Below are 17,338 nucleotides of genomic sequence, written 5' to 3' on the forward strand. Positions count from 1 at the left end.
TTCGTACCTGTCCGGGTTGTTCGACGTTCGTTGACCGGCGCGCGCCGCTGTCCCACGTCGGGGAGCCGGTCAGGCTAGGCCCCGCCGTGGCGGCGAAGGAGAAGCAGCGAGTCGAGCACATCTGGACGGTACCACAACTCCTCAGACAAGTAGAGGGGTGTCACGATGGGAGGATGCTTCCATGACGAAGGTCCGACGCGAGTCGCTCGCGGAGCAGGCGGCTGCTCTCCTGGTAGCGCGCATCAGCGACGGCGAATGGGAGGTCGGCGGGAAGCTCCCCAGCGAAACGGCGCTTGCCCCGCAGCTCGGCGTCGGGCGATCGACGGCCCGGGAAGCAATCCGCATCCTCGCCGGACGCGGCATCCTCGTCACTCGTCAAGGAGCCGGCGTCTTCCTGGCTTCCACCGACGACCTCGACACCTGGAACACGCGATTGCAGGCCGCCGACATCGTCGCAGTCATCGAAGCTCGAACCGCCATCGAGGTCGAAGCAGCGATCCTCGCCGCAGAACGTCGAACGGCGGCAGACCTTCAGCACATCCACGCAGCGCTGGAGTCACGCGGCCGAACCCGAGTTGGCATCGTCGAACACGTCGCAACGGACATCGACTTCCACCGCAGCGTCGTCGCAGCAGCGCACAGCCCAGTCCTCCTGGACGTGTTCGACGACCTCACGCCGCGCAGCCGTCAAGCAATGGTCGACATGCTGACCCTCCGAGGACACCATGGGAACGAAGCGGATCAGGAGATCCATCGACGTGTCTTCGACGCGATCGCACTCGGGGACCCGGCGACCGCGAGCCGAGTCACGCGGGCGCACCTCCTCCGACTCGCGAAGCAGATGCACTGACCCAGTGTCCTCTCTGGAGCACGTCGGGAACGGCTCCGTACTTCCGCGGAGGGTGGAGTCGCAGCGACACGGGGCCGGGCGCACCGCCACCGACATGCACACGTGCCGCACGCGGGTCGATGCTCGTCCGCACTCCACGGCGTGACACACGTGTACGGAGGGTGGGCGCCATCCGCACTGGGAGCCCCAGCGACGGCCTGGAGACGGCGCCCAGTTCTGTGACACAGACCGTCTTCGTCCAGACCTCTGGAAGCCGAAGGCCGGTGTCCGCTGGGCCCGATCCGGGATTCGCTCACTTCTCCTCATGTGGCCGTGCGATGCCTCTCGGTCGATTACAACGTTGACTTGCCGTTTGCAGCGCTGTAAACATGACACGCGCGAGGGAGCGCACAAGGGAGCAGCAATGGTCGGCAGCAGGACAGGGTTCACCGGGACGACGCTCGGACGGCGGGGGTTCCTCACCGGAGCGGCGGGCGGCATCGCGCTCGGGACGTTGGCGTTGGCGGGGTGTGCGACACCCGGCCAGGCCGCAGCGGGCAGCACCACGCTCCGCTTCTACGAGCAGAAGCAGGAGGTGATCGCCTACTTCGACAAGCTCCTCCGCCGCTTCGAACGCGAGCACGCCGGTGTCTCCGTCGTCCACGACAGCACCACGGCGATCGCACCCCAGTTCGTCCGGGGCCAGCCTGCCGACGTCGGCTGCTTCAACGACAACCTCGAGCTCGCCCGGTACGTCGAACGCGGCGTGCTCCGCGACCTCAGCGGTCTGCCGTCCGCCGGCCGGATCCGCCCGAGCATCGCGGCCCTCGGCGACCAGTACGCGAAGTACCCGGGCCGCGTCAGCGTCCTGCCGTACTCGCTGGCCGCCGCCGGCGTCATCTACAACAAGAAGATCTTCCGCGACCACGGCCTCCCAGTGCCGACCACCTGGCACGAGTTCGTCGACGTCTGCACCGAGCTCAAGAAGGCGGGCATCACGCCCGTCTACGCGACCGACCGGGACACGTGGACGCTCTGGCAGGGGCTGTTCGACTACTCGGTGGGCAGCCTCGTCGACACCGGCGAGTTCTTCCGGAAGATGAAGGCGATCGGCGCCGACGTCGGCCCCGATTCCGAGGTGTCGTTCGAGAAGACGTTCGCGGTGCCCATGGAGCGCGCGAAGACGATCTCGTCGTTCTTCAACCCCGACCACGCCACCCGCTCCTACGCCGACGGCAACCTGGCGTTCGGACAGGGCAAGGCGGCGATGTACCTGCAGGGACCGTGGGCGCTCGGCCAGATCGCGCTCATCGACGACAAGCTCGAGGTCGGCACCTTCGCGCTCCCCGTGTCGAACGACCCGGCCGACCGGAAGGCCCGGGTGAACGTCGACCTCGGGCTCTGGATCCCGGAGGCCAGCACGCACGTCGACCGGGCGCAGGAGCTCATCGAGTTCCTCATGCAGGACGAGGTCATCGACGCGTACAACCGCGACAACCTCGCCTACTCCACCCGGAAGAACGCGCCGCCGCAGACCGACGAACGTCTCGCGGGCCTGCAGCAGTACGTCGACGACGCCGCGTTCTACCAGGGTGCCGGCACCTTCATCCCGACCTCGATCCCGCTCGGCAACTACCTGCAGTCGGCGATCCGGAGCGGTGACTTCACCTCGATGCTGCGGCGACTCGACGCGGACTGGCGGCGACTCGCCGGCCGGTCGGCGACGGTCTGAGCCCGGCGACCAGGACCCCAGGAGCGATCATGACCATGCAGACCCCCCTGACCCGCGAGACCGACGCGTCCGGCGGCTCGGCACCCGGACCGAGGACGGCCGCGACCCGCGTGCACCGTCGCGTCGGCTCGCTGCACCGCACGGAACCGATGTACTACTTCTTCGTGGTGCCGGCCCTCGTGCTGTTCACCGCCTTCGTCGTCGCCCCCGCGTGCGTCGGCGTCTTCTACAGCTTCACCGACTACCTCGGCTTCGGCGCGTGGCACTTCCTCGGGCTCGAGAACTACAAGGCCCTCGTGTCCGACCCGTCGATCCTCGCCTCGTACGGGTTCACGCTCGGCTTCGCACTCGTCACGGTCGTCGTCACGCAGGTCATCGCGCTCGCGCTGGCGATCGGCCTGACGAAGAAGGTCAAGTACGCTGCCGGACTCCGCTCGGTGTTCGTCATCCCGATGGTGGTCTCCGGCATCGTCGTCGCGTACGTCTTCAACTACCTCTTCTCGAACACGCTCCCCGCCCTCGCGACCTCGGTCGGCTTCGGCCCGCTCGAGCAGAGCATCCTCGGCGACCCGAACCTCGCCTGGCTGTCGATCGTGATCGTCTCGGCCTGGCAGACCGTGCCCGGGGCGCTCCTGGTCTACACGGCGGGGCTCACGTCGATCCCGAACGACCTGTACGAGGCGAGCGCCCTCGACGGCGCCGGCGCCTGGAAGCAGCTCCGCTCGATCACGCTCCCCCTCATCAGCGGGTTCATCGTGATCAACACGGTGCTCGGTGTGAAGGGCTACCTCGGCGCCTACGACGTGATCGTCGGCCTCACCGGCGGCGGACCCGGCACCGCGACGAGCAGCGTCGCGATGACGATCTTCGGCGGGTTCACCGGTGGCGACTACGCCTACCAGATGGCCAACGCGACCGTCTTCTTCATCATCACCGTCCTCATCTCCGTGCTGCAGCTCGCGGCGACCCGTGGAAGGAACCTGCGACTCGCATGACCGCCGTCGACACCCGAACCCAGACCACCGTCCCGAGCGGGCGCGGTGACATCGACCGCCCGCTCCGACGACACCGCCTCGGCCGGGTCAACTGGCCGCTGACGATCCTGCTGGCGGTCGCGTCCCTCACCGTCCTCGTCCCCCTCTACGTCACCGTCGCGATGGCGTTCAAGACGAGCGCGCAGTCGGTGGACGGGAACGCGCTGTCGCTGCCCGCGCCGTTCAACCCTGCGAGCTTCGTCGAGGCGTGGCAGATCACCCGCTTCCCGGTGTCGTTCTCGGTCTCGGTCGGCGTCGCCGCGCTGACCGTCGTCGCGACGCTGCTGCTCAGCTCCTTCGCGTCGTACGCGATCGTGCGGAACTGGCACAAGCGGTTCTTCCGGTTCTCGTTCGTCTACCTGCTCGCCGCGATGTTCCTGCCGTTCCCGGTCATCGCACTGCCGCAGATCAAGCTGACCGCGCAGCTCGGCCTGGACAACCCGATCGGCGTCGGCATCCTGCACGCCATGTTCCAACTGTCGTTCAGCGTGCTGCTCTACTCGGCCTACCTCCGCTCGATCCCCGTCGAGCTCGAGGAGAGCGCCCGCATCGACGGGGCGAGCACGTGGCAGATCTTCTGGCGGATCATCCTGCCGCTGCTCGCGCCGATGAACGCCACGGTCGGCATCTTCGCCTTCCTGGCCTCGTGGAACGACTTCATGCTGCCGTCGCTCATCACGGCCGACCCGACGATGCAGACGCTGCCGGTCGTGCAGAACATCTTCCAGAGCAAGTTCGGCACGAACTACAACGTGGCGTTCGCGTCGTACCTGATGGCGATGGCGCCGACGATCATCGTGTACCTGTTCGCCCAGCGCTGGGTCATCTCCGGCGTGACCCAGGGAGCGGTGAAGAACTGATGGCGACCACCGGAACGCTGCGCGCGGACGTCGTCCGACCGTTCCCCGGCACCGCTCCGCGCGCCGACCCCGCCGCCACGATCACCGGCGACCACTGGCGCGTGACCGTGCTCGCCGACGGCGTGTTCCGCGTCGAGTGGAGCGACGACGGCGGCTTCGAGGACCGCGCCTCGACGTTCGCGATCCGCCGCGCCCTGCCGGTGCCGGAGTACACGGTCGAGCACACCGACGGCGGCGTCGTCGTCACCACCGCCCGCGCCCGCCTGCGCTACGACGGCCGCCCGTTCTCCGCCGGTGGCTTCACCGTCGAGACCCTCGGCCCGGACGCGAACCGGTGGCGGTGGGGCCAGGAGCCGCGCGACCTCGGCGGCACCGGTCGCACGCTCGACGACGTCGACGGCCGGATGCCCCTCGAGTCCGGCGTCCTCGCCCGCGACGGCATCACCGTCCTCGACGACTCGGACTCCTTCCTGTTCACGGAGGACGGCTGGATCGGCACTCGCGTCCCGGGCCGCCGCGACGTCACGGTCTTCGCGTACGGTCGCGACTACGAGGCAGCACTGCACGCCTTCCACGCGGTCTCCGGTGCGCCGTCGCTCCTGCCGCGGTGGGCGCTCGGCAACTGGTGGAGCCGGTACCACCCGTACACGGACACCGAGTACCTGGCCCTGGTGGACCGGTTCGCCGACGAACGGCTGCCGTTCTCGGTCGCGGTCATCGACATGGACTGGCACCGGGTCGACTCCGTCCCGGAGCGGTTCGGCAACGGCTGGACCGGCTACTCGTGGGAGCCGTCGCTGTTCCCCGACCCGGTCGCCTTCCTGGGCGCGCTGCACGAACGGGGCATGCGGACGACCCTCAACCTGCACCCGGCCGACGGGGTGCGCGCGTTCGAGGACGCCTACCCCGCGGTGGCCGCGGCGATGGAGATCGATGCCGCATCCGAGGAGCCCGTCGCCTTCGACCCGACCGACCGCCGATTCCTCGAGACCTACTTCGCGGACCTGCACCACCCGCTGGAGGAGCAGGGCGTCGACTTCTGGTGGATCGACTGGCAGCAGGGTCGCACCACGAGCCTGCCCGGCGTCGACCCGCTCTGGCTGCTCAACCACTTCCACCACCTCGACTCCGCCCGCGACGGCGGCGCCGGCATGACGTTCTCCCGCTACGCCGGTCCGGGCAGCCACCGGTACGCCGTCGGCTTCTCCGGCGACGCCGTGGTCTCGTGGGCGTCGCTGGCGTTCCAGCCCGAGTTCACCGCCACCGCCGCGAACATCGGCTACGGCTGGTGGAGCCACGACATCGGCGGGCACACCCGCGGCGTCCGGGACGACGAGCTGGCGACGCGGTGGGTGCAGTTCGGGGTGTTCTCGCCGATCATGCGGCTGCACTCCGCGAACAACCCGTTCATCCGGAAGGAACCGTGGGCGTTCCCCGCCGAGTCGCGCGACGCGATGGGCGAGGCACTGCGGTTCCGGCACCGACTGGTGCCGTACCTCCACACCATGAACCACCGTTCCGCCGCTGGCACCGCGCTGGTCCGGCCGGTCTACCACCTGGAGCCGCACCGCGACGAGGCGTACGACGTGCCGAACGAGTACGCCTTCGGCAGCGAACTCCTCGTCGCACCGATCGTCGAGCCGCGCGACCCGGCGTCGCTCCTCGGTCGCGCCCGCGCCTGGTTGCCTCCGGGCACCTGGACGGACGTCTTCACCGGCACCACGTACGCCGGCGACCGTCGGGTCGACCTGCACCGCGGCATCGAGGGCATCCCGGTGCTCCTCCGCGCCGGCGGCGTCCTGCCCCTCGCGGCCGAGGGTGAGGTCGACGCCACCGTCAACCCGGCAGCGCTCGAGGTGCTCGTCGCCCCCGCTGCGTCCGGGTCGTTCACCCTCGTCGAGGACCGCGAGGACACGCCCGACTCGGTCTGCACCACCCGGTTGGCGTGGGACGCGGACACGTCCGTCTTCCGGATCGAAGCCGCAACCGGCGACCGGACGTCCGTGCCCGCCAGGAGGCGCTGGCGGATCACCTTCCTCGCCGCACCGGCAACGGGGCAGCCGGTGGACGAGCAGGGACCGGGCCGCTTCTCCGTCGACCTCGACGTCGACACCGTCGACGGCGCGGTCCTCACCCTCACCGGGGCGCCGCGCGTGGGCGTCGACGCCCGCGACGGCGCCCGCCGTCTCCTGGAACGCGCCCAGGCCGGCAACCCCGAGAAGCTCGAAGCCTGGCGCGTGGTCGCGCGCGACGCGCCGCGCGCGGACCGCATCGCCGAGCTCGCGAGCGTCGACCTCCCGGTCTCCGTCCGCGACGCCCTGGTCGAGCTGCTCGGCAGCGTCCACCCGGGAACGGACTGACGGTGTGACGGACTGGAGGCACGGGGCGGCCCCGCCACGTGCCTCCAGTCCGTCACCGTTCCGGACGAGAGGCGCGGGTCGGCCCCGCCACGCGCCTCCTGTCAGTCGACGGATCCGTCCGCGTACGGCGCGCTCTCGCCCACCACGAGGCGGTGTCCGACGGTGACGAGGCGGCCGGCCGCCTCGTCACCGTCGATGCGTGCCAGCAGCAGGTCGAGTGCGGACTCGGCCAGGGCGACGGTGTCCGGGGCGACCGAGGTGAGGCTCGGTGCGAGGCTCGCGGCGAGGCCGAACCCGTCCCAGCCGACCACCGCGACGTCGTCCGGCGCCTCGAGTCCGCGCAGCCGCATCGCGCGGAGCGCGCCGATGGCCGCGAGGTCATCGCGGCAGAGCAGCCCGTCGACGTCGAGCCCCGCGTCGAGTGCGGCACCGAACGCGGCTTCAGCGCCCGCGGCGTCACCGACCGCACGCGCGACGAGGAGCCCGTCGTCCGACGCGAGGCCCGCCCGTTCCAACCCGAGGCGGTAGCCCTCCAGGCGGAACGCCGACGTCCGGGACGACGGACCGGTCTCGTGCCCGAGGAACCCGATGCGCCGCCGGCCGAGGGCGACCAGGTGACCGACCGCCTCGGCCGCGGCGCCGACGTTGTCGATCACCACCTGGTCGGAGCACTCCGGCCGCAGGTCCTCGCCGAGGAACACGACCATCGTGTCCCCGCGGATGCCGTCGATGTACTCCGGTGTGAGCACCTGTGGGTGGATCACGACCCCGTCCACCACACCGGCCTCCCGCCCACGGACCGCCGACCGTTCGCCGTCCGCCGTGCCGCCGGTCTCCTCGAGGAGCAACTGGTACCCGCGATCCGCGCAGACCCGGGAGAACACGTGGGCGAGCTCGGCGAAGTACGGACGCCGCAGGTCCGGGAACGCGAACGCGAGCATGTTCGACCGGCCCGTCGCGAGGCTGCGACCGGAGACGTTCGGGCGGTACCCGAGCTCGTCCACCGCTGCCTGCACGCGGTCGCGCATGGACACGCTGACGTGCCGGTAGCCGCGGACCACGTTGGACACGGTCTTCATCGACACACCGGCGTGATCAGCGACGTCCTGCAGCGTGACCTTGCCCACGAGGGCAACCGTACCGGGCGTGGTGTGGCGGCTCCACCGTCGTGGCTACTGCACTCCCGCCCCTCGCCCGACACGGACCGCGGTGGCCTCGAACGGCGCCAGCGACGTCGTCGCGACGGTGCCGCGCAGCGTGACCGGGGCGCCCGTGTCGTCGCCGAGGTAGGTCGTCCGGGCCGCGGTCCGGACGGGGACGCCGAAGGAGAGCTCGACGTCGACGGGGACGTCCGCGAAGGACTGGAGCCGGACGATCGAGGTCGTGTCGTCGTCGCCCGCGACGACCGAGACGAGCCGGACGCGGGGGTCGCTGATCGTGAGGAGTTCGGCGGACGGCGTGTCCGCACCGCCCGTGCCGGACGCGGGCACGGCTGCGAGGGGCCGCACCAGGTCCGCGGTCGTCTGCACGGCGACGGACTCGACCGGCTCGGCCGCGTGCGACCGGACGCCGATCGCGTACTCGAAGGTCGCGGTGAAGCCCTGCTCGATCGGGAAGTTCGTGTCCCACACGTTGTTGTGCAACCACGAGTACACGGTCGCCGCCCGCATCGGACTCGTGCTCGCCGGGAAGGGCGCGTACGGCAGCGAGATGCTGCCGGGGTGCACGAGCGGTGCGTCCTTCGTCACCCACACCACCGCGTCGTCACCGTCCTGCACGCTGACCCAGTTCCGGATGGCACGCATGTGCTGCGGGGCGCCCGGCACGTGCGCCAGCCCGTCGCCGGTGACCCCGCCGGACACCTCGTACTGGACGACCGGCTCGGTCGCCGCGAACGGGAACGCGAAGAAGGCGCTCTCCTTCGTGCGGGTCACCGGCTTCTCGAGACGGTTCTCGATGCGCAGCCGGGGCTCGTCGTGGCGGAGCCGGAGGGTGACCGTAATGCTGTCCACGCCGGCGGCCGCGAACCGGTAGACCAGCCGTTCCTCGACGGCGTCGGACACCCGCTCGACCAGCACGGCCGCGCCGCCGGTGGTCCGGCCGGCCAGGAGTTCGAGGCGGTCCGAGCTCCACAGCTTGTTCGACAGGTGGTTCACGCCGGCCCCGGACGAGCCGTACTGGTCGTAGACATAGCCGTTGAAACCGGCCGGAGCGTCCTGCTCGACGATCTCGCGACCGGTCGCCCGCTCGATGACGGACCGGATCGTCGACGTCAGTGGGTCGACGGCGACACGGAGGAACGCGTTCTCGAGGGTGAACAGCTCGGCGGCCGGTGTCGTCAGAGCCTCGTGGGTACGCGGACCCTCCGGGGAGCTGTCGGACGGCAGCACGTCAATCCGGACGAACCCGAACGCCGGGACGTCGCGGACCTGCACGGCGACCCAGCGTCCGGATTCGCGGTGCAACGAGTTCGACTGCGGCTCGAGCACGAGGCCGAGCCGCTCGCCGGTCCGTCCGTCGCGCACGGTGACGTCGCCGTCGAGTGGAACCGTCGACTCCTTCAGCAGGAAGCGCACGACACCGGTCCGCACGTCTCCGGAGGCGTTCGCGACGACGATCGACACGAGGGCGTCGTCGGGCGCCGTTACGGTGTCGGCCAGGTAGACCAGGGCGTGCTCCTCGAGGTCCCGGCCGCGCTGGTGACCGGTCAGCGCCTGGCCGACCTTCCACTGCCACTGGCGCTCGCCCGAGTCGTACCCTTCGTCGCCGTGCGTCCACGAGTTGCTGGCGCCCCACGTGTGCTCGTTGAACATCGAGATCGCGTCGTACGTCGCGTCCGAATCGGCACGCTCCGTCGGGATCGCCTGGCCACCGAGCCACGCGGCCGCCTGCGAGAAGGAACGGGCATCGCTCACCGTTGCCTGCGCTGCACGGGTGAGCGCCAACGGGACGGCCGCCGACCCGACGCCCTCGACCCACCAGTCGCCCCAGTCCCCCTCGACCATGACGAGCTCGTCACCGTACCGGGCCTCCGCCTCGGCGAAGAAGTCCTCGTTCGTCGATACACGCAGCGTCGGGGACGTCCACGTCTCGTTCCAGCGGCGTACGACCTCGGAGAGGTGCAGCCGCGCAGGACCGTTGTCCCCCATGAACCCCTGCGTGCGCAGGTGCAGGACCTCCCACGGGTAGCCCGGACGCCCCTCGGCTTCCTCGCCGTGCGCGCCGAACACTCCGGGCGGGAAGGGGTACCCACGGGTCGCGAGCGCGGTCAGGTAGGCGGGCAGGTACGTCTCGGCGACCTCGTACGACTCGGTGAGGCCGACCATCGGGCCCTCCATGTAGGCCAGGCCGTGCGGGCTGTCGGTCATCCACACGACGACCGAGTTGCCGGCGGGCGTGCGCCAGCGGAACAACCGCGGCAGGTCGAGCGCGCCGTTCTGGTGGGGCATCGAGCGCCCGGCCCAGTTGTGGGCGACCGCGAGGTACCGGACTCCCACTTCCTGCAGCGCGTCGGGCAGGCCGACGACCTGGCCGGGCACGTCGGTCTGCATCGCGGTCGTGAAGTCGATCCCGTACTGCTCGCGGATGCGGCGGGCCTCGCGGAGGAGCTCGTGCAGTTCTTCGGTCGAGCAGGTGTCGGTGTGCAGGTTGTACGGCATCGCGCTGAGGCCGATCGACCCCTCCTGCACCAGCCGGACGAACTCGGCGACCTTCGCGGCGGGGCGGTGCCGCTCCCAGTCCGCGAACGCCCAGAGCGCCTCGACGTTCCACCGGAACCGGGCGGCATCCGGCCATTCGCTGGTCGCCGCGGCCAGCTCGACGGCGGAGTCGAGGTACGACCGTTGTGCAGAGATCACCGTGGTCTGCGGATCGGTGTACCCGAAATCGAAGTGCGAGTGGTGCACGACGTGCACGGACCAGTCGCGCTGTGGTTGCAGCACGAACGAGACCGTCTCGACGCCGAGGTCCGGCAGCGCCAGCGTCACCTGGGTCGGTGTGGTGACCGCGCGGACCAGGAGCCGGACGGACGTGTCGTCGGGAGCCGGAGCGGCACCGACGACGAGGTCGCCGTCCGGGCCGGTGAGCGTCGCCACTGCAGCGTCGGGGAGCGGCCCGCCGACGAGCAGCCGCACGGCCTGCACCGTCCCCCCGTCGTGCTCGGCTTTGAGGGGCTCGGGGAGGACGCGCACGCGGGTGCTGCCGATGGTCTCGGCGACGACGGTGGCCCGGTCCAGGAGTCCGTCGCGGGCCTCCAGGTGGGACCAGGGCTGGGCGGAGACGAGGGCGGCTTCGGTCATCGGAGCAGGACTTCCTTCGGTGGGTCGGTGATCGGAGTGCGGAGCGGGCGGGGCGAGGACGGTCAGGCCGTCGGGTTCAGGCCCCGGGCGAAGAACCGCTGGAACGCGAAGAACACGATGATCGTCGGCAGGGACGCGACGAGTGCTCCGGCGAGCGCCACGGGCGGTCCGTACGTGGAGTAGTTGCCGGTGAGGTCGGCGAGGGTCGCCATCACGGGCCGGATGTTCGGGCTGGACGAGAGCGTCAGGCCGAACAGCAGGTCGTTCCAGATCCACGTGAACTGGAAGACGAACGCGGCGAGGAGCGCGCTCGTGGAGAGCGGGAGGTGGACCTGGAAGAACATCCGGACCCACCCGGCACCGTCGAGCGAGGCGGCTTCGCGTACCTCGTTCGGCAGGCCGGTCATGTGTCCGCGCACCACGAAGAACGCGAACGGGATCGTCAGGGCCACGTACACGAGCAGCATGCCGTACTGGGTGTCGAACAACGACGCGGCGGCGTACCCGGTGAACAGCGGCGACAGGAAGGCCTGCAGCGGCAGGATCGTGCCGATGTAGATCACCCAGAACCAGAACGTCGGACGCTTGACCGGCATGATCGTGACCGCGAAGGACGCCAGCGCCGCGATGAACACCGCGGCTCCCGCCCCGACGACCGAGTAGAGCAGACTGTTCGCCATGCCCTGGCCGACGTTGGCGTTCTGGAAGGCGGTGGCGATGTTGTCGAACAACGACCACGAGGTCGGCCACCACGACGGCGTGCCCGAGTAGTCGGCGCTCTTCGTGAACGCGTTCACGACGAGCAGGTACGACGGGATCAACCAGATCAGTGACACGACGGTCAGCACGGCCGCCAGGATGCGGCGAGAGGTCTTCGTCATCTTCGGGCTCCAGCTAGTCGGTCGGTCGGAGTTGCCGGCGGAGGTACGCCCACGAGGCCACGACGACCACGAGCGTCAGGAAGACGGCGACCGCTGCACCCGCTCCGTACCGGGAGAGCGTGAACGTCTCGCGGTACATCGTCAGCGCGAGGGTCTCGGATGCGGTGCCGGGGCCGCCGTTCGTGAGCAGCAGCACCTGGTCGAAGACCTTCAGGCTGCCGACGATCGAGATCCCGACCACGACGACGGTCATCGGTCGCAGCTGCGGGAACGTCACCGACCAGAAGAGCCGCCACCCGGAGGCCCCGTCGATCTGCGCCGCCTCGAGCGTGTTCGGTGGGATGGACTGCAGGCCGACGAGGAACAGGATCACGCAGGCACCGGTCGCCTGCCACGTCGTCGCGACGATCATCATCACGGTGTTCAGCGGCCACTGGAGCAGCCACTGCGAGACGAGCCCGTCGAGTCCGACCATCCGCAGGAGCGTGTCCAGCCCGCCGTCGGTGGAGAGCATGAACGTCCAGACCACGGCGGTCGCCGAACCCGAGATCGCGTACGGCAGCACGATCGCGAACCGGGCGAGGCCGCCGAGCCTGAGCTTCCAGGTGCCCACTGCGATCGCGAGGCCGATCCCGACCGGTAGCAGCAGCGTGCCGACGACCCAGAGGAACGTGTTGAGCACGGACTGCCCGAACGCAGGATCGGCGAACATCGCGCGGTAGTTCTCGATCCCGACCCAGCTGCGGGTGAACCCGTTGTCGTTGAAGAAGCTGCGGGAGATCGTGAACAGGAACGGGACGACGAGCAACGCGACCACCAGCACGACGGCGGGGGCGAGGAACGCGCCTCCGGTGATCCGTGCTCTGAGGGGTGCGCGTCTCGACGGCGCGGGCCGACGTCGTGACGCGGGCCGCGCCTCCAGGTCGTCGACCACCGTGTCCGGGACAGGGGGTTGTGTGAGCGTCATGCGGCGTTCCAGGTCTTCCACTCGGTCGCGGCTCGGTTCTGCATGGATCGCAGGGTGGCGACGCCGTTCGCCTTCGACGGGTTCACCATGAAGGACCCGAGGTCCTGCACGTTGCCCTCGATGAGCGGCGTGGGCGAGGCCTCCCAGTAGCGGGTGAGCTCGACCGGGCGGGTGTCGGCGATGTCCTTCGCGAGGTCCTTCACCAGGTCGGACTTCGGCAGGACGTGAGGGTTCGGGCTCGTGTCGCCGAGGAAACCGACCCAGGCGGTCTGCACGTCGGTGGCGAGCCAGTTCTTCGCGACGTCGACCGCGGCGCCGTGGCGGTGCGCCTTCACCGGGACCGACAGCGATCCGCTCTCGACGACGACGGACGGGGCGGCCGATCCGCGGGGCGGGACTCGGAAGAAGCCGATGTCCGCGTCGGTGAGCCCGGCGGCGAGGAGCGTGTTCGCGAACCAGGTGCCGTAGAGCATCATGCCGAACTTCCCCTTGCTGACGAGCCCCGGCAGGTCGTTCGACGTGACGTCCGGCGCCGAGAAGAACCCCTCGGCGTACATCGACGACCAGAGGTCCATCGCCTGCTTCGCCGGTTCGTCCGTGTAGCTGGCCTCGTCGGTCGTGACGGCCTTGTAGTAGTCGGGGTCGATCGACGCGAGCAGCTGCATGAACCAGATCTCGGCCTCCCACGTGGTGGCGCCGGGCGAGAGGAACGGGGTGATGCCCGCGTCCTTCAGCCGTTGTGCAGCGGTGAGCATCTCGTCGAAGGTGGTCGGCACGCTGATCCCGTGCTCGGCGAACGCCTTCTTGCTGTAGAACACGGCGTAGTAGCTCTTGTAGAGCGGGACGCCGTACGCCTTGCCGCGGTAGCTGAACGACTCGCGCTGTGCCGGGTCCACCCAGCCGCGCTCGATGGCCGAGTCCCACACCGGGTCGAGGTCGGTGAGGATGTCCGCTCGGGCGATGTCCTGCAGGCGGTACCCGTTCGTCCACTTGATGAGGTCGGTGGTGCTGTCCGTCTGCGCCGTCATCCGGATGACCTGCGTGTAGTTGTTCACGCTCGCGATGGACCGGGACGTGATGCGGTACCCGATGCGCTTCGCCAGGACGGCGGACGCGGCGGCGTACCCGGGACCCCAGGTGGGGTTGTCGCTGTTCAGGGTGACCGTCCCGGGTGCCGACGGTTGCGTGTCGGAGCCACGGGCGCAGGCGGCCAGGGTTATGGCGAGGAGTCCGCCGCCACCCAGCGCGAGGGCGGTGCGACGGGTCACAGCGGGCCCTCGGGAGAACGGGTTCGGCATCGGGCGTTCCATTCGACGATGAATTGATAACGTTACCAACCGGGAGCATACACGGCGAGCGAGCGGCCGCAAGTGGGTTGTCCGGTATACAGGGACACATGGAGACAGCCGCGGGGTCCGGTCCGGGCCGGAAACCCGCGATGACCGTGAAGGACATCGCCCGGGTGGCCGAGGTCAGCCCGATGACCGTCTCCCGCGTGCTCTCCGGGGGCAAGAACGTGCGGCCCGCACTGCGCGAGCACGTCGAGCGCGTCATCGCGGAAGTGGGCTACCACCGCAACGAGAACGCGCGGAGCCTCCGGCCCGGACAGCGCTCGGGACTCGTCGGCGTGCTCATCACGAACATCGGCAACCCGTACTACGCCGGCGTGGTGCAGGGCATCGAGCAGGTCGTCGCGTCGACCGGCCGCCGCATCCTGGTCGGCACCACCAACGAGGACGCCGACCTCGAACGACAGCTCCTCTCCGACTTCCTCGGACGACAGGTCGAGGGGCTCATCGTGGTGCCCGTCGGGCAGGACACCGAGCGGTTCACCACCACGCGCCTCAACGACGCGCCGCTCGTGCTCGCATCGCGCACGGTCGCCGAGGTCGCCGCCGACGCCGTCCTGATCGACGACGTGCACGGCGCCCGCGATGCGACCTCGCTCATGCTCGACGACGGGCACGGACGCATCGCCTTCCTCGGCAACAAGGTCACGGTGTCCACGGGGCAACGCCGTCTCGCCGGCTTCCGGAACGCCTTCGCCGCGCACGGGACCGCCCCGGACGAGTCCCTCATCGTGCTGGGGCTGCAGGACGCCGACAGTGCCGAGCACGCGATGCGACGACTGCTCGAACGTCCGGACCGGCCGACGGCGGTGTTCGCCGCGAACAACCGGATCAGCGTCGGGGCGATCCGCGCGATCGCGAAGGCGCTCGCGGACGGCACCATCGCCGTTCCGCCGAACCTGTTCGCGTTCGACTCGTTCGACTTCGCCGACATGGCACCGATCCCACTGTCGGTCATCGACCATGACCCGGCGGAGCTCGGGCGGGTGGCGGCGCGGATGCTGTTGTCGCGGCTCGACGGGTCGGCCGCCGGCGAGGCGCCGAGGCTCGTCGAGCTGCCGGTGTACATCGTCCACCACTGAGCGGCGGCTGGTCGCGTCGGCGGGGGAACGCCTGACACGGCCCGACGGTCCGGCAGGTTGGCCGTCCGGCACGGTGGGCCGTCCGGCTCGGGCGACTGGAGGCGCGGCTTGCGTCGTCGTGCCCCGTGCGTTGTAGTGTTGGTAACGTTATCAGCGCGAAAGGGGCACCATGTCCACCTTCCTGTCCACCGACACGGTCGTCGGCCAGTACGACAAGGCGCCCGTGGTCGACCTGCCACCCGGACACGACGTCTGGTCCGGCCGCGCAGCCTGGGAGCGCATCGCGTCGGAGCTCGCCGACCGGCACACGATGGCCATCGACACCTACCCGGGCAGCGACCTCGCCGGCCTCCGCCGCGAACTCGCCGCCGCCGCGCCCGACGCCGTCCTCATCGACGTCGAGGAGGCCGCGGCCCTGCCGAACACCGTGATCGAGGAACGCATCGCAGCGAACCTCACCGACGACCGCGTCTTCGGCGTGCTCGGGCACCAGGTGCTCGACGACTTCTACGACGCCGCCCGCCTCGCCGAGGTCGCCGAGCGCGTCCGGGCCGCAGAGGGTTCCGTCGTCGTCTACGGCTGGGGGGCGACGCTGGTCCCGACGCAGTTCGACACGGTGGTCCTGGCAGACCTCGCGCGCTGGGAGATCCAGCGCCGACAGCGCGCCGGGGCGCCCAACTGGCGCGCCGACAACGGCGACGAGGACCAGCTCCGCAAGGTCAAGCGCGGGTACTTCGTCGAGTGGCGTGTCGCGGACCGGCACAAGCGCGCCCTGTTCGACCGGATCGACCTCGTCCTGGACGCCAACGGCTCGATGGCCGGAGCGAAGCTCATCCAGGCCGACACCTTCCTCGCCGGACTCGAACTCGCGAGCCGACGTCCCTTCCGCGTGGTGCCCTTCTTCGACCCCGGCGTGTGGGGCGGCCAGTGGATGAAGGAGGTCCTCGACGTCGGGGACGCCGACAACTACGCGTGGTGCTTCGACTGCGTGCCCGAGGAGAACAGCCTGCTGTTCCGCATCGGCGACACCGTCGTCGAGCTGCCGGCGCTCGACCTCGTCTTCCGGCACCCGCGCGAACTGCTCGGTGCGAAGACGTACGCCAGGTTCGGAGCCGAGTTCCCGATCCGGTTCGACTTCCTCGACACCATGGCCGGCGGCAACCTGTCGCTGCAGGTGCACCCGCTGACCGACTACATGCAGAACACCTTCGGCATGCCCTACACCCAGGACGAGAGCTACTACATGCTCGACGCTGCGCAGGACGCAGTCGTCTACCTCGGGGTCCGCGACGACACGGACCCCGCCGAGATGCAGGCTGCACTGCGGACGGCATCGGGCGGCGAGGAACCCTTCCCCGCCGACCGGTACGTGAACACCTTCCCAGCGAAGAAGCACGACCACTTCCTCATCCCGGCCGGCACCGTGCACTGCTCCGGTGCGGACTCGATGGTCCTCGAGATCTCCGCCACCCCGTACATCTTCACGTTCAAGATGTGGGACTGGGGACGGGTCGGTCTCGACGGCGTCCCGCGACCGGTCCACCTCGACCATGCGTTCGCGAACATCCAGTGGGACCGCCGCACGGACTTCGCACGTGACGAGCTCGTCAACCAGGTGACCGAGGTCACACGTGGTGACGGCTGGGTCGAGGAACGCACCGGCCTGCACGAGCTCGAGTTCATCGAGGTCCGTCGCCACTGGTTCGAGGACGTCGTGCCGCACGACACCGACGGCACCGTGAACGTCCTCAACCTCGTGGAGGGAGCCGAAGCCGTCGTCGAGAGCCCGGACGGCGCGTTCGAACCGTTCGTGGTGCACTACGCGGAGACGTTCATCGTGCCGGCCAGTGTCGGCCGCTACACGATCCGCCCCTGGGGTCTTGGCGTGGGGCAGCGGCTCGGCACGGTGAAGGCGTCGGCCCGCGGGACCGCCCTCAGCGACTGAG

The 17,338-nt window shown here is 69.8% G+C and carries 12 protein-coding genes; 7 read left to right on the plus strand and 5 right to left on the minus strand.

From position 1 onward, the window contains the following. The first annotated feature begins 181 nt into the window (after window positions 1–181). The 5 genes from CRP27_RS16460 (at window position 182) to CRP27_RS16480 (ending at window position 6,815) form a co-directional block, all read left to right on the plus strand. On the plus strand, window positions 182–850 hold the full coding sequence (locus tag CRP27_RS16460) for a FadR/GntR family transcriptional regulator (protein ID WP_097181703.1): 669 nt from the start codon (window positions 182–184) through the stop codon (window positions 848–850). Between the two features lie 403 nt (window positions 851–1,253). Continuing rightward, window positions 1,254–2,561 (plus strand): ABC transporter substrate-binding protein, encoded by a 1,308-nt coding sequence (locus tag CRP27_RS16465; protein ID WP_097181704.1) that lies wholly within the window; start codon window positions 1,254–1,256, stop codon window positions 2,559–2,561. 29 nt (window positions 2,562–2,590) lie between these two features. Beyond that, the gene (locus tag CRP27_RS16470) at window positions 2,591–3,556 is read left to right on the plus strand and encodes a carbohydrate ABC transporter permease (protein WP_097181705.1); all 966 of its coding nucleotides are present in this window, start codon (window positions 2,591–2,593) and stop codon (window positions 3,554–3,556) included. Continuing rightward, window positions 3,553–4,455, plus strand: a complete 903-nt coding sequence (locus CRP27_RS16475; RefSeq protein ID WP_097181706.1) for a carbohydrate ABC transporter permease — start codon at window positions 3,553–3,555, stop codon at window positions 4,453–4,455. The genes CRP27_RS16470 and CRP27_RS16475 overlap by 4 nt, the downstream gene beginning before the upstream one ends. Next, window positions 4,455–6,815, plus strand: coding sequence for a glycoside hydrolase family 31 protein (locus CRP27_RS16480; protein ID WP_097181707.1), 2,361 nt, complete (start codon window positions 4,455–4,457; stop codon window positions 6,813–6,815). Before CRP27_RS16475 ends, CRP27_RS16480 begins: the two co-directional genes overlap by 1 nt. 101 nt (window positions 6,816–6,916) lie before the next feature. Here the strand turns inward: CRP27_RS16480 and CRP27_RS16485 are convergent, their stop codons facing one another. The 5 genes from CRP27_RS16485 to CRP27_RS16505 form a co-directional block, all read right to left on the minus strand. Next, entirely contained in the window at window positions 6,917–7,942 is a 1,026-nt protein-coding gene (locus CRP27_RS16485) for a LacI family DNA-binding transcriptional regulator (protein ID WP_097181708.1), read from the minus strand. 45 nt (window positions 7,943–7,987) lie between these two features. After that, entirely contained in the window at window positions 7,988–11,113 is a 3,126-nt protein-coding gene (locus CRP27_RS16490) for a glycoside hydrolase family 38 C-terminal domain-containing protein (RefSeq protein WP_097181709.1), read from the minus strand. A 62-nt stretch (window positions 11,114–11,175) separates the two neighbouring features. Further along, the gene (locus CRP27_RS16495; RefSeq protein ID WP_097181710.1) at window positions 11,176–11,994 is read right to left on the minus strand and encodes a carbohydrate ABC transporter permease; all 819 of its coding nucleotides are present in this window, start codon (window positions 11,992–11,994) and stop codon (window positions 11,176–11,178) included. A 13-nt stretch (window positions 11,995–12,007) separates the two neighbouring features. Beyond that, a complete protein-coding gene (locus CRP27_RS16500) occupies window positions 12,008–12,961 on the minus strand; it encodes a carbohydrate ABC transporter permease (protein WP_097181711.1) in 954 nt (317 codons plus the stop codon). Continuing rightward, window positions 12,958–14,229, minus strand: a complete 1,272-nt coding sequence (locus tag CRP27_RS16505) for an ABC transporter substrate-binding protein (protein WP_176505652.1) — start codon at window positions 14,227–14,229, stop codon at window positions 12,958–12,960. Before CRP27_RS16505 ends, CRP27_RS16500 begins: the two co-directional genes overlap by 4 nt. A 128-nt stretch (window positions 14,230–14,357) precedes the next feature. Here CRP27_RS16505 and CRP27_RS16510 point away from each other — a divergent pair, with 128 nt between their 5' ends. Together CRP27_RS16510 and CRP27_RS16515 are read left to right on the plus strand one after the other, a co-directional pair. Beyond that, window positions 14,358–15,392, plus strand: coding sequence for a LacI family DNA-binding transcriptional regulator (locus CRP27_RS16510; RefSeq protein WP_097181713.1), 1,035 nt, complete (start codon window positions 14,358–14,360; stop codon window positions 15,390–15,392). Window positions 15,393–15,561: 169 nt separating this feature from the next. Further along, window positions 15,562–17,337 carry a class I mannose-6-phosphate isomerase gene (locus tag CRP27_RS16515; RefSeq protein WP_097181714.1) on the plus strand — a complete coding sequence of 592 codons (1,776 nt, stop codon included), beginning with the start codon at window positions 15,562–15,564 and terminating at the stop codon, window positions 17,335–17,337. Window position 17,338 lies beyond the last annotated feature (1 nt).

The sequence above is a fragment of the Curtobacterium sp. 314Chir4.1 genome (assembly GCF_900215175.1).
Lineage (GTDB): Bacteria > Actinomycetota > Actinomycetes > Actinomycetales > Microbacteriaceae > Curtobacterium > Curtobacterium pusillum_A.